The sequence below is a fragment of the Actinomadura bangladeshensis genome, assembly GCF_004348335.1.
Classification (GTDB): Bacteria; Actinomycetota; Actinomycetes; order Streptosporangiales; family Streptosporangiaceae; genus Spirillospora; species Spirillospora bangladeshensis.
This window is the reverse complement of the sequence record NZ_SMJW01000041.1, coordinates 13,853-26,386: the sequence shown is the minus strand read 5'-3', so window position 1 is coordinate 26,386 and position 12,534 is coordinate 13,853. Positions and strand designations below refer to the sequence as shown.

The 12,534-nt window shown below is 72.6% G+C and carries 13 protein-coding genes; 6 read left to right on the top strand and 7 right to left on the bottom strand.

Annotation, left to right across the window (positions count from 1 at the left end):
• Positions 1 to 23 precede the first annotated feature (23 nt).
• Positions 24 to 980 (top strand): DNA polymerase domain-containing protein, encoded by a 957-nt coding sequence (locus E1284_RS10915; RefSeq protein WP_131938913.1) that lies wholly within the window; start codon positions 24 to 26, stop codon positions 978 to 980.
• A gap of 37 nt (positions 981 to 1,017) precedes the next feature.
• Here the strand turns inward: E1284_RS10915 and E1284_RS10910 are convergent, their stop codons facing one another.
• Both E1284_RS10910 and E1284_RS10905 read right to left on the bottom strand, forming a co-directional pair.
• Positions 1,018 to 2,232 carry a cytochrome P450 family protein gene (locus E1284_RS10910; RefSeq protein WP_131938912.1) on the bottom strand — a complete coding sequence of 405 codons (1,215 nt, stop codon included), beginning with the start codon at positions 2,230 to 2,232 and terminating at the stop codon, positions 1,018 to 1,020.
• A 308-nt stretch (positions 2,233 to 2,540) separates the two neighbouring features.
• On the bottom strand, positions 2,541 to 3,389 hold the full coding sequence (locus E1284_RS10905; RefSeq protein WP_131938911.1) for a PaaX family transcriptional regulator: 849 nt from the start codon (positions 3,387 to 3,389) through the stop codon (positions 2,541 to 2,543).
• Positions 3,390 to 3,542: 153 nt separating this feature from the next.
• Between E1284_RS10905 and E1284_RS10900 the strand changes: the two genes are divergently transcribed.
• The 4 genes from E1284_RS10900 to E1284_RS10885 all read left to right on the top strand — a co-directional run bounded on the left by E1284_RS10900 (position 3,543) and on the right by E1284_RS10885 (position 6,737).
• Positions 3,543 to 4,451, top strand: a complete 909-nt coding sequence (locus E1284_RS10900; RefSeq protein WP_131938910.1) for an SDR family NAD(P)-dependent oxidoreductase — start codon at positions 3,543 to 3,545, stop codon at positions 4,449 to 4,451.
• Complete coding sequence (locus E1284_RS10895; protein ID WP_131938909.1) at positions 4,448 to 5,344, top strand: amidohydrolase family protein; 897 nt, start codon at positions 4,448 to 4,450, stop codon at positions 5,342 to 5,344. The genes E1284_RS10900 and E1284_RS10895 overlap by 4 nt, the downstream gene beginning before the upstream one ends.
• A complete protein-coding gene (locus E1284_RS10890) occupies positions 5,341 to 5,793 on the top strand; it encodes a MaoC family dehydratase (protein ID WP_131938908.1) in 453 nt (150 codons plus the stop codon). Before E1284_RS10895 ends, E1284_RS10890 begins: the two co-directional genes overlap by 4 nt.
• A 143-nt stretch (positions 5,794 to 5,936) precedes the next feature.
• On the top strand, positions 5,937 to 6,737 hold the full coding sequence (locus tag E1284_RS10885) for an IclR family transcriptional regulator domain-containing protein (RefSeq protein WP_131938907.1): 801 nt from the start codon (positions 5,937 to 5,939) through the stop codon (positions 6,735 to 6,737).
• Here E1284_RS10885 and E1284_RS10880 read toward each other — a convergent pair.
• From E1284_RS10880 to E1284_RS10860, 5 genes are read right to left on the bottom strand one after another with little or no spacing between them, the layout of a single operon-like run.
• A complete protein-coding gene (locus E1284_RS10880) occupies positions 6,724 to 7,680 on the bottom strand; it encodes a quinone oxidoreductase family protein (RefSeq protein WP_131938906.1) in 957 nt (318 codons plus the stop codon). The genes E1284_RS10885 and E1284_RS10880 overlap by 14 nt on opposite strands.
• Positions 7,681 to 7,684: 4 nt before the next feature.
• The gene (locus E1284_RS10875; protein ID WP_131938905.1) at positions 7,685 to 8,047 is read right to left on the bottom strand and encodes a hypothetical protein; all 363 of its coding nucleotides are present in this window, start codon (positions 8,045 to 8,047) and stop codon (positions 7,685 to 7,687) included.
• Entirely contained in the window at positions 8,044 to 8,907 is an 864-nt protein-coding gene (locus E1284_RS10870) for a DODA-type extradiol aromatic ring-opening family dioxygenase (protein WP_131938904.1), read from the bottom strand. Before E1284_RS10870 ends, E1284_RS10875 begins: the two co-directional genes overlap by 4 nt.
• On the bottom strand, positions 8,900 to 9,718 hold the full coding sequence (locus E1284_RS10865; protein ID WP_131938903.1) for a citryl-CoA lyase: 819 nt from the start codon (positions 9,716 to 9,718) through the stop codon (positions 8,900 to 8,902). Before E1284_RS10865 ends, E1284_RS10870 begins: the two co-directional genes overlap by 8 nt.
• Positions 9,711 to 10,886, bottom strand: coding sequence for a CaiB/BaiF CoA transferase family protein (locus tag E1284_RS10860; RefSeq protein ID WP_131938902.1), 1,176 nt, complete (start codon positions 10,884 to 10,886; stop codon positions 9,711 to 9,713). The genes E1284_RS10865 and E1284_RS10860 overlap by 8 nt, the downstream gene beginning before the upstream one ends.
• A gap of 210 nt (positions 10,887 to 11,096) precedes the next feature.
• Between E1284_RS10860 and E1284_RS10855 the strand changes: the two genes are divergently transcribed.
• Positions 11,097 to 12,533 (top strand): amidohydrolase family protein, encoded by a 1,437-nt coding sequence (locus E1284_RS10855; protein WP_424923482.1) that lies wholly within the window; start codon positions 11,097 to 11,099, stop codon positions 12,531 to 12,533.
• Position 12,534: the final 1 nt, after the last annotated feature.

Here is a 12,534-nt window from a genome sequence, read left to right as displayed (position 1 = left end):
GACGCACGTGCGAAGGTGGTGGGGTGAGCGCCGAAGAGGAGCGTGCCGGGGTCCGGCTGACCAACCTGGACCAGCCCCTGTTCGAGGGGGCCGGCGCGACGAAACGCGACCTGGTCGACTACCTGGACGCCGTCGCCGGGCGCATCGTCCCGCAGCTCGCCGGGCGCCCGCTGTCGGTGATCCGCGTGCTGCGCGGCCAGAAGCCGTTCATGCAGAAGAACACCCCGAAGTACACGCCGGAGTGGGTGCGGACGGTGCAGGTGTGGGCGGAGACGTCCCGGCGCGAGGTGTCGTACGCGCTGTGCGACGACCGCCGCACGCTGCTGTGGTTCGCCAACCAGCGCGCCGTCGAGTACCACCCGCCGCTGTTCCGCGCGGACGCGCCCGACCGCCCCACCCACCTGGTCATCGACATCGACCCGCCGGGGGCGGACGCGTTCGGCGCCGCCGTCCGCGCCGCGCACCTCGTCCGGCGGGCGCTGGACGACTCCGGGCTGCGGGGCGCGGTGAAGACCAGCGGCGCCAAGGGCGTGCACGTGTTCGTACCGCTGGACGGCCGGACGCCCGCCGAGGACGTCGCCGCCGCCACCCGCGCGCTCGGCGTCCGCGCCGAACGGCTCGACCCCGGCCTCGCGACGACGGCGTTCATCCGCGAGGACCGGGGCGGCAAGGTGTTCCTCGACTCGACCCGCGCTGGCGGCGCGACCGTGGCCGCCGCCTACAGCCCGCGCATCCGCCCCGGCACGCCCGTCTCGTTCCCCGTCGCGTGGGACGACCTCGACGGCGTCGCCCCGGCCGACTTCACGATCAGGACCGCGCTCGGCGTCCTCGGCGACCGCGACCCGTGGTCGGAGCTCATGCCCGAACCGCAGGCCCTGCCCGCCGAACTGATCGAGCACGGGCACACGATTCCGATCGCGCGGGTCCAGGCCATGCACGAGGGGAAACGCCGGGCGAGGGCGCGCCGCGCCCCCGGCTGACCGATCCCGGTGAGCCGGGGAGAACGCGGCGGGAACCCTACGAATTCAACGTGACCGGCAGCGAGCGGTGGCCGTTGGAGATGAACGACTCGACCGGAGGCAGTTCCGGCGGATCGACCGCCAGCTCCATATCCGGGAAGCGCTCGAAAAGCGCGGGCAGCGAGATCTCGGCCTCCATTCGCGCCAGATGCGAACCGACGCAGAAGTGCACGCCGTGGCCGAAGGAGATGTGCTCCTTGTTCGCGCGCTCGACGTCGAACAGGTCGGCGTCGTCGCCGTGCAGGGAAAGGTCGCGCCCGGCGGCCGCGTAGGCGGCGAGGATCGCCTCGCCCTTCCCGATCGTGACGCCGTCGACGTCGATGTCCTCGACGGCGTAGCGGAGCGGCAGGTTCGCGACGGGCGCCTGCCAGCGCAGCGCCTCCTCGATCACCTCGGTCCACGGCACCCGGCCGGACCGGACGAGTGCGCGCTGCTCCGGGTGCGTCAGCAGCGCGGTGATCACCTGGTCGAGCAGGTTCACCGTCGTCTCGTGCCCGGCCGAGATCATCAGGATCAGCGTGTCGACCAGCTCGGTCTCGCTGAGCTGCGAGCCGTCCTCGTCGCGGGAGGAGATGAGGACGCCGGCCAGGTCGTCGGCGGGCTCGCGGCGCCGGAACGCGACGAAGTCCTGCAGGATGCCGTACATCTCCATCTGGTTGGCGACCGCCTCCTCCTGCGTCAGCGCCGTGTTGAAGATGCCGTCCACGCAGCGCCGCAGCGCCGGCCGGCTCGCGTCCGGGACGCCGAACAGCCGGCAGATCACCTCGATCGGCAGCGGGTAGGCGAACGCCTCGCGCAGGTCGGCGCGCCCGCCGGGGGAGGCGGCGAGCCCGTCGAGCAGGCCGGCGGTGATCCGCTCGACGTCCGGCCGGAGCACCTCGGTGCGGCGCGGGGTGAACGCGCGGGAGATGATCGCGCGGAGCCGGCGGTGCTCCTCGCCGTAGGCGGTGAACATGTTCTTCACCGACACCCACAGGCTGAGCGGCCATTCCTCGCCGACCTCGCCGCTGATCCATTTCGCCCAGTGCCGGTTCGGGTCCTTGGAGACGCGGGGGTCGGCCAGCAGCCGTTTGAGCTGCTCCTGGCCGGTGACCGCCCACGCGACGACGCCGCCCGGCAGTTCCACGGGCGTCACCGGGCCCCTGGCCCGCAGTTTCGCGGCCTCCCCCTGGACATCGCTGCCGGTCGGGTCGATGACGAGCGGATTCTCCATTGCGGCCCTTTCTGCGGACGCGTGGGAGCGCGCCCGTGAACGGGCGGCTCTCCGATGAGCACGGCGCCGATGACGAACTCGTACTGCTGACGAGCGCGGCGATGCAGCCAAAGTACGGTGCGCCGCGCCCGTCCGCTAGATCGTCTCGGCGACTCGCCCCGCGATTCCGCTTTTCGGCCATTCCATAAATGGCTGCGCGGAAATCCGCTGTGCGGATCTCGGCGGTCCCGGGATCGGCGTGCGTTCCGGCGGGGCATCCGCCGCAGGCCCGTACAGGTAGGACGCTGCGCGCCACCGCCGGGGCGGGTTCAGCGGCGCCCGGCGTCGTCGGCGAGGAGCCTGCCGAGCTGCGCGGCCGCGTCCGGTTCGAGGACGGCGAACCGCTCCCGGTACAGGGCGGTGGACGCGGCGGCGGGCCAGCCGTCCGGGAGGTGCTCGGCGGGCAGGCCGGGGTCGGTGCGCAGCAGCTGCAGCCAGTCCGCGCCGAGCAGGGTCAGCCGGGTCAGCGGGCGCCCGGTCCGCTCGCGGTCCGGCGTCCAGGTCGCGATGAACGCCTCGTGCTCGGCGCGGATCGCGTCGACGTCCCATGCCCGGCGCAGCAGCCGCGGCACGTCGGTGCCCTCGACCGGGACGGAGTAGAACGCGTCGGCCAGCTCGCCCAGCCCGGCGAACTCGGGCCCGTCGAAGATCGCGGCGATGTCGACCCGGCCGGGCGCGATCCACAGCCCGTCCCGCAGCCCGCCGAACCCGGCCCAGATCAGCCGGGCGCGGATCTGGTGCCGCAGGTCGCGGCGGCTCTCCGGCATCGAGTAGCTGAGCAGCGTCCACTCGCCGCCCGGATGGGTGAACGGCCGCGCGGAGCGGACCCGCGGCCTCGCCTCGCGCAGCAGCTCCTCCGCCCACGGGGTGAGCGAGAACCGGGCGGTGCGCCCCTCCCGGACGCGGGCGAGCAGCCCTTTGCGGGTCATCCTGGCGAGGGTGGCGCGGCCCGCCGCCTCCGCGACCCCGAGGTCGTCGAGCAGGTGCAGGAAGACCCGCGAGCTGATCGGCGGGTGGCCTCGGTCGAGGACGAGCGACCCGAGGAAGCTGAACAGCAGCTGCTGCGGAGCGCGCCGGCGCGGCCGTGCGCTCGTGGACGCGTCCAGGTCGGCGGTCATGCCCGTCCCTCCGTCGCCGTCGTCGCCATCGGGGGACATCACACCATGCCGCGCGGCCCTCCCGCTGTCACCAAGCTTATTCGATGAAATCTTGACGCACGACAAGGCTGAATCTAACTTCTAGGGAACGGAAGCGGATTCGGGAAGGTGGCAATGGAGCTGAACGGGAAGGTGGCGGTGGTCACCGGCGCCGGGCGCGGCCTCGGCCTCGCCTACGCCGCGGAACTGGCCCGCGCGGGCGCGGCCGTCGTGGTCAACGACGCGGATGCGGCCACCGCCGAGGCCGCGGCGAAGCAGATCGGCGACGCGGGCGGGCGGGCCGTCGCGCACCCCGCCGCGGTCGGCCCCGCCGAGACCGCCGACGCGCTCGTCGCGCGGGCGGTGGCGGAGTTCGGCCGGCTCGACGTGATGGTGACCAACGCCGGCGTCCTGCGCGACCGGGTGCTGTGGAAGATGACCGACGACGACTTCGACACCGTCGTCCAGGTCCACCTCCGGGGGACGTTCACCTGCGCCCGCGCGGCGGCGCGCCGGTTCCGCGAGCAGGGCGACGGCGGCCGGCTCATCCTGGTCGGCTCCCCGGCCGGGCAGCGCGGCAACTTCGGGCAGACCAACTACGCGGCGGCCAAGGCCGGGATCGTCGGCTTCGTCCGCACCTGGGCGATGGAACTGGCCCGCGCGGACGTCACCGTGAACGCGGTCGTCCCGGTCGCGGCGACCGCGATGACCGAGACGATCCCGGCGCTCGCCCCCTACGTCGAGGCGATGCGGCGTGGCGAGGAGATGCCGCCGTTCGCCCGCCGCGCGCTGGCGTTCGGCACGCCCGAGGACGCCGCCGGGCTGGTGGCCTTCCTCGCCTCGGACGCCGCGTCCGGCATCACCGGGCAGGCGATCGGGGTCGGCGGCGACCGGCTCTCGCTGTGGACGCACCCGACCCAGGCCGTCGCCGCCTACCGGGACGGCGGCTGGTCCGCCGCCGACATCGCCGCCGCCTGGCCCACGATTTTCGCCGAGCACCAGCAGAGCGTCGGAGAGAACCTGCCCCGGGAGCAGACCCGATGAGCGGGCTCGACCTGGACGCCCTGGAGGCGATCGACGTCCACGTGCACGTGGAGTCCGACCTGCACGGGCACCTGTCGCTGCCGGACGACTTCATGGAGGCGTCCGCGAAGTACTTCGGCGCGGACCAGAACCGGACGCCCACGATCGACGAGATCGCGTCCCACTACCGCGAGCGCCGCCTGGCCGCGGTCGTGTTCACCGTCGACATCGAGAACGCCACCGGGCATCCGGCGCTCTCCAACGAGGAGATCGCCGAGCGGGCCGCCGCGCACCCCGACGTGCTGATCCCGTTCGCGAGCATCGACCCGGCCAAGGGGCGCGCCGGCGCCCGGACGTTCCGCCGGCTGATCGAGGACCACGGGATGCGCGGCATCAAGTTCCACCCGTCCCTGCAGGGGTTCGCGCCCAACGACCGCAGCGCGTACCCGCTGCTGGAGGTCGCCGCCGAGCACGGCGTCCCGGCCCTGTTCCACACCGGGCAGACCGGGATCGGCGCGGGCATGCCGGGCGGCGGCGGCATCCGGCTCGGCCTGTCGAACCCGATGCTGCTCGACGACGTCGCCGTCGACGTCCCCGACCTGACGATCATCATGGCGCACCCGTCCTTCCCCTGGCAGGACGAGGCGCTCGCCGTCGCCACCCACAAGCCCAACGTCTACATCGACCTGTCCGGCTGGTCGCCGAAGTACTTCCCGCCGCAGCTCGTCCGGTACGCCAACGGCCTCCTGCAGGACAAGGTGCTGTTCGGCTCCGACTACCCGGTCATCACCCCGGACCGGTGGCGGCGCGACTTCGACGCGCTGGAGATCAAGCCGCACGTCCGTCCCAAGATCCTCAAGGAGAACGCCGTCCGGGCCCTCGGCCTCGGCGGCGGCAAGGAGAAGAAGGCATGAGCACGACCGTCGCGTTCGCGGACCTGAAGAGCCTGGCGGGCGGTTCGCTCGGCACGAGCCGCTGGCTGGAGGTGGACCAGGCCCGGATCAACACGTTCGCCGACGCCACCGGCGACCACCAGTGGATCCACGTCGACCCCGAGCGCGCCAAGGACGGCCCGTTCGGCGGCCCGATCGCGCACGGCTACCTGACGCTGTCGCTGGTCATCCCGCTGTGGACGGAGCTGCTCGACGTCACCGGCGTCACCACGAAGATCAACTACGGGCTGAACAGGGTGCGCTTCCCGGCCCCGGTCCCGGCCGGCTCCCGCATCCGCCTCTCCGGAACCCTCGCCGACGTGACGGACATCGCCGGCGGCGTCCAGGTCACCGCCGACCTGACCGTGGAGATCGAGAACCACGAGAAGCCGGCCTGCGTCCTCCAGGGCATCTTCCGCTTCCTCCGTTGATCTGCGGCGTGTTGTTGTTATGCGGGCCCGCATAACAACAACACGCCGCAAGTCAACGATGCGCGGGGGGCGTCCGGGGGCGGGCGGTCACTTGTCCGTATGATGGACGAATGATGGCGCGGCCGGCGGCGAGGGGATGATCGATGCCACGGGAAGGCACCGGACCGGATTTCATCGAGGCGCTGGCCCGGGGCCTGGAGGTCATCACCGCCTTCGAGGCGCGGCGGCCGGTCATGTCGCTCGCCCAGGTCGCGGAGGCGACCGGGCTGGCCCGGCCGACCGCCCGCCGCATCCTGCTGACGCTGCGGGAACTCGGCTACGTGCGGGCCGCCGACGGCGGCTACTCCCTGACCCCGCGCGTCCTCGACCTCGGCGTCGCCTACGTCCGGTCCATGGGCCTGTGGGACGTGGCCCGCCCGCACATGGAGCGGCTCGTCGCCCGGACGAACGAGTCGTGCTCCATCGCGCAGCTCGACGGGTCCGACATCGTCTACGTCGCGCGCGTCGCCGTCCCGAAGATCGTCGCGCTGGCGGTGCAGATCGGCACCCGGTTCCCGGCGCTGCAGACCTCGCTCGGCAAGGTGCAGCTCGCCGCGCTCGACCCCGCCGAGGTCGACCGGATCCTCGCCGAGCCGACCCGCTCCGGGCTGGAGCCGCGCGTCCACCTCACCAGGGCGGAGCGGGACGCGGAACTGCGCGAGGTGCGGGCGCGCGGCTGGGCGCTGACCGACGAGCAGCTCGCGCGCGGCATCCGCTCGGTCGCGGCGCCGCTGCGGGACGGCTCCGGCACGGTCATCGCGGGCATCAACGTCAACACGCACGCCGCCGAGACGCCCGTCGAGCAGCTCCTGGAGGAGCACCTCCCGCTGCTGCTGCAGACGGCGGGGGAGATCAGCGCCGACTTCGCCCGCCTGGAGACCGTCCCCCAGGTCACCGCGGGGTGAGGACGATCCGCCCCGCCGCCGTCCCCTCGCCCTGGCGCCGCCACGCCTCCGCCGCGTCCTCCAGGGGCACGGTCTCGTGGGCGACGGCCAGCCTCCCGGACGCGGCCTGCTCCGCGACGAACACGATCGACGCCGCGCGCTGCCCGGCCGACAGCTCGTTGTTGGTGTAGCCGAGCAGCCGCAGCGACTTCCCGCGGAGGGTGGCGGAGTCGATCGGGCACGTCTCGCCCGCCGAACTCCCGAGGTTGACGAGCCGCCCGCCCGGACGCAGCGTCCGCGCCGCCGCCGCCGCAGGGGCGCCGAACAGCGGATCGAGCACCAGGTCCACCGGCCCGTCGGCGGCGCCGGCGAACCGCCGGGCCAGCTCGCCGACGTCGCCGGTGTCGAGCGCGACGACCGCGTCCGCTCCGGCCCGCGCCGCCCGCGCCCGCGCCCGCGGCGACCGGGCGCCGGCGACGACCCGCCGCGCACCCGCCGTCCGCGCGAGCTGCACCGCGGCCTGGCCGACGACCCCGCCCGCGCCGAGCACGACCACCTGCTCACCGGCGGCCAGCTCGCCGCGCCAGGTCAGCGCCATGTGCGCGGCGACGGCCGACAGCCCGAGCGCCGCGAGCCGCACCGGGTCGACGCCGTCCGGCAGCTCGACGAGCGCCGCCTCCGGGACGGCCGCGACCTCGGCCATGCTTCCGTCGCCCGGCGCCATTCCGGCCGGGCTCGGGAACCAGACCGTCCGGCCCCCGGACGTCCCGACGCCCTGCACGCCCGGCACGTACGGCGTCGCGGGCGTCCCGAAGTAGGACGTGCCGCTCGCGCACAGCAGGTCGAGCGGCGTGATGGGTGCGGCGAGGACGTCCACCAGGACCTCCCCGCCGCCCGGCACGGGAGGCTTGCGCTCCGCCACCACGGGCGGACGTCCGCATTCCCTGATCTCCGCAGCGCGCATCGGCTCAGGTCGCGATGTCGGGGTAGGGCAGCGTGACGTGCGAGACCCGCCGCGCATACTCCAGCTGGAATCCGAGCGGCTCGTCGTAGTCGCGCTCGAACATCGCGATGAACAGCGTCAGCGTGAGGAACGGGTGCGCGCCCAGCTCGAACAGCTTCGGGTAGTCATGCCCGGCGAGCGCGGCCCGCTCCACATCGTCGAACTTCAGCCAGGTCGACGACTCGCCCCCATGGCAGTTGATGATCCGGTTGGCCTGTTCCTCCTCCCACCACGCCACGGTCGCCTCCGGCTCGTTCCGGTAGCGCTCGACCAGCTCAGGATCGCGGTCGACGGTGAAGAGGAACTTGTTCAACAGATACTTGCTCACTCGCCCGCTCCGTTCGGGTACCAGGTGAAGTAGGCCTCCATCGTGTGGAACAGGTCGTAGGTGTCGACGTAGTCGGCCTTCTTGCCTTCGCCCGCTACGCCCATCATCAGCATGAAGTCCATGAAGCCGTGGGTGGCGTTGCCGGGGGCGTGGAGGCTGTCGAGGGTGACCTCGGACAGGCAGCCCTCGATGTCGCCGGAGGAGATCCATTCGACGGCCTTCGCGTCGAACTCGGGGTCGGGGCCGTGCGGGCCGAACTGGCGCGGGCCGCCCAGTTCGAGGGACAGGTGGCCGGTGCCGATGACCGCGACGCGCTGGTTCCCCGGCCACGACTCCACCAGCTCCCGGATCGTCCGTCCGAGCTGCACGAACCGCTTGGGCCGCGGCAGGGGCGGGGCGAAGATGTTGGTGTAGACCGGGACGATCGGCAGGTCGTTCTGCGGACGCAGCGTGATGATCGGGCACGTGATCGAGTGGTCGATGCGCAGCTCGTTGGAGAACGCCAGGTCGAAGCCCGCGTCCAGGCCTTCGCGCAGCATGTACTCGGACAGGTCCTCCTGCCCGGTGAACAGCATGCGCGGCAGCCCGAACTCGCGTTCCTCGTTGTACCAGTTGGCGTCGTAGAACGGCGCCTTGCCGATGAGGAACTGCGGCATGTTGTCCAGCCACAGCTGGTGGAAGTGGTCGGAGCCGACCATGACCAGGACGTCCGGGCGGGCCCTCGTCAGCGTCTCGCGGAACGCCTCGATCTTGCGGACCCACTCGTCGGCGAAGTCGGGGCGGTCCTCGGCGGTCGCGGTGCTCGCGCGGTGGTAGAAGGGGTGGTGGGTCGAAGCGATCACAGCGACCAGTTCAGCCATGACGGTCCTCGGGGGTGTAGGGGTCGGGGGCGATGGACCGGTTGTTGAGGTCCACCGACAGGAAGATCTCGTTGCCGACGGGGTTGCGCAGCTCCTCGGCGAGCTGCCCGATGAGGCCGGCGGTGCGGGCGAGGAGCGCGAACCCGCGCAGCAGCTCCAGCGGCAGGCCGAGGTCGGCGAGCGCGGCGCCGCACACGCCGGCGCCGTTCAGCGGCAGCGTCCTGCCGAGCACCTCGGGGTGGACGCGGCCGATCGCGGCGAACAGCGACAGGTGCGGGCCGTACAGGTTCTCCTCGGTGGCGATCTGCATCAGCCGCGGGGTGCGGGGGTCGCCGTCCTTGTGGACGTGGTGGCCGAGGCCGGGGACGAACCGCTTCGCCTCCCGCTCCCGCTGGACGGTCCGCAGCGCCAGCGCGTCCCAGCCCGCGCCGTCGGACGGCAGGTCGCCGTCCACCGAGGTCAGGACGTCGTGCAGGAAGCGGCCCGTGTCCTCGGTGACGCCGAGGAACCGGGACCCGCCGCCCAGCAGCCCGGCGGCGAGCGCGCCCTGCACCGAGTCGGGTGCCGACAGGTACGTCAGCCTCGTCACGATCGCGGTCGGGGTGAAGCCGTGGTCGGCGAGCGCGGCGAGGACCGCCTCGAACACCCGCGTCTCGCCGGGCGTGGGCCGCCGCTGCGTCGCCAGCCAGAACGCCAGCTCGCCGAACCCCACCTCGCCCATCACGTCCCGCGCGAGGTCGCGGCCCAGCAGCGTGATCGCCTCCCGGCTGGACGCGCCCAGCGCGGTCGGGTACTCCGGTGTGTCAGCCACGGTCGTCCTCCTGCGGCTCCGACAGCCATTTACGCAGCTCGGCACCGTGTTCGTCCAGGTCCGGCGGCGGCAGCCGGTAGCACGCGGGCGTCTCGGAGAAGCGGATCGGGTGCCGGGTCGTCGGCACCGCGTGCTCGCCCTCGCCGACGACCACGACCGGGTCCAGCTCGAAGCGCTCGGCCATCGCGAAGCCGCCGTCGATCGTGTTGATCGGGCCGCTCGGCACGCCCGCGTCCACCAGCAGCTCGAACCATTCGACCGCGCCGCGCCGCTTCAGCCGCTCCACCAGGACCGGGCGCAGCTCGGCCCGGTTGGCGGTGCGGTCGGCGTTGGTCGCGAACCGCGGGTCGTCCGGGACGTCCGGGATGCCGAGCACCTCGCACAGCTTGCGGAACTGGCCGTCGTTCGCCGCGGTGACGATGAGGTCGTTGTCGGCGGTCGGCAGCGGCTCGTAGGGGAACACGCTCGGGTGCGCGTTGCCCATCCGGTAGGGGACGGTGCCGCCGGCGACGTAGGCGGAGCTGTGGTTGACGAGCCCGGTCAGCGCGGACGACAGCAGGTTCACCTCGACGAGCTGGCCCCGGCCGGTCGCGTCCCGGTGCCGCAGCGCCGCGAGGATGCCGATCGCGGCGTGGTTGCCCGCCATCACGTCGAACACCGAGATGCCCGCCCGGTACGGCGGGCCGTCCGGGTCTCCGGTGAGGCTCATCAGCCCGGAGATCGCCTGCACCATCAGGTCGTAGCCGGGGACCTTCCGCCCGGCGCCCGATCCGAACCCGGTGATCGAGCTGTAGACGATGCCGGGGTTGGCGACGCGGACCGAGTCGTAGTCGAGGCCGAAGCGGGCGAGGCCGCCCGGCTTGAAGTTCTCGATCAGGACGTCGGCGCGGCGCGCCAGCTCGCGGGCGGCCTCGGCGTCCCGCTCGTCCCGCAGGTCCAGCGCGATCGAGCGCTTCCCGCGGTTGACACCGAGGTAGTAGGTCGCGGCGTCGCCGCGCGCGGGCGGCGTCCAGGTGCGGGTGTCGTCGCCCTTCGGGCCCTCCACCTTGACCACGTCCGCGCCCAGGTCGGCCAGCAGCATCGTCGCGTAGGGGCCGGCGAGGATCCGGGAGAAGTCCGCCACCAGCACCCCCGAGAGCGGCCCGCCGCGCGTGGTGTCGTCAGTCATCCGGCTCCCTTGCTCATCGCTTGCGCGCATGTTCGTCCGTTCAACGGACATTCGTCCGTCACTGCGATTCTGGCACGTCCATATCCGTGGCGGTCAAGTGGTTGACACTTTGACTACCGGTGACGAGAGTGGCTGCATGCAGGTTTGACCGTATAGCGGACATCGGTCCGTGACTGCTCCCGGCGGTCGGGTCCCGAGACGAGGAGAACGATGATGAGCGAGTTCGAGCCGGGGCGTCCCCTGGTGCTGCGCGGCGGCATGGTGCTGCCGATGACCGACGGGCGCGAGGTCCTGGACGGCGCCGACGTCCTCATCGACGGCGACCGGATCAGCGCGGTCGGCCCGGACCTCCCGGTCCCGGACGGCACCGCCGAGATCGACGCGTCCGGCGGCATCGTCATGCCCGGCATGATCGACACGCACCGGCACATGTGGCAGACCGCGATGCGCGGCTACGGCGCCGACTGGACGCTGACGCAGTACTTTGTCTGGTACTACCTGGAGCACGGCAAGCGGTTCCGGCCCGAGGACGTCCACGCCGGGAACCTGCTCGCCGCGATCGAGGCGATCGACGCCGGCGTGACCACGGTCGTCGACTGGTCGCACGGCCTGCAGACCCCCGACCACGCCGCCGCCGCGGTGGACGCGCTGCGCTCGGTGCCCGGCCGGTTCGTCCTCGCCTACGGCAACATCCAGGCCCCGCCCGCCGAGTGGACCGCGACGCCCGAGTTCCGCGCCCTCGCCGGGGAGTTGAGCGGCGGCGACATGCTCGGCTTCCAGGTCGCATTCGACGTGGTCGGCGACCCGTCCTTCCCGGAGAAGCCCGCCTTCGAGGTCGCCCGCGACCTCGGCGTGCCCGTCACCACGCACGCCGGTGTCTGGGGCGCGACCAGCGACGAGGGCATCAGGCAGATGCACGACGCCGGGTTCATGACGCCCGAGACCGTGTACGTGCACGCCGCGTCCCTGTCGGCGGACTCCTACCACCGCATCGCCGCCACCGGCGGGTCGATCTCGGTGTCGACCGAGAGCGAGCAGAGCGCCGGGCAGGGCTACCCGCCCACCTGGGTGCTGCGCAACCACGACATCCCGGTGTCGCTGTCGATGGACACGAGCGTCTGGTGGAGCGGCGACCTGTTCTCCGCCATGCGGACCACGCTCGGCGCCGACCGCTGCCGCATGCACCTCGAGGCGCACGGCAAGGGCGACACCGTCACCCACTGCAGCCTGCGCGCCGACCAGGTCGTCGACTGGGCCACCCGCGGCGGCGCCCGCACGCTCGGCCGCGACGACCTCGGCAGCCTCGCGCCCGGCAAGAAGGCCGACGTGGTGCTGATCAAGAACGAGCACTCGCCGGTGTCGTTCCCCGTCCTCAACCCCTACGGGCACGTCGCGTTCCAGGCGCAGCGCGGGGACGTCCACACCGTCGTGGTGAACGGCCGCGTGGTCAAGCACGACCACCGCCTCGTCGACACCGACCTGGCCGCCGCCCGCCGCGAGGTCGAGGCGACCGTCGAGTACCTGCGCTCGTCGATGGGGGAGGAGGCGTGGGCGGCCGGGATGAACCCCGACGTCCCCGAGACGAAGATCCTCGACAACCCCTACACCTACACCGAGTTCCGCAGCGACGCCACGCGCGCCCGGTGAG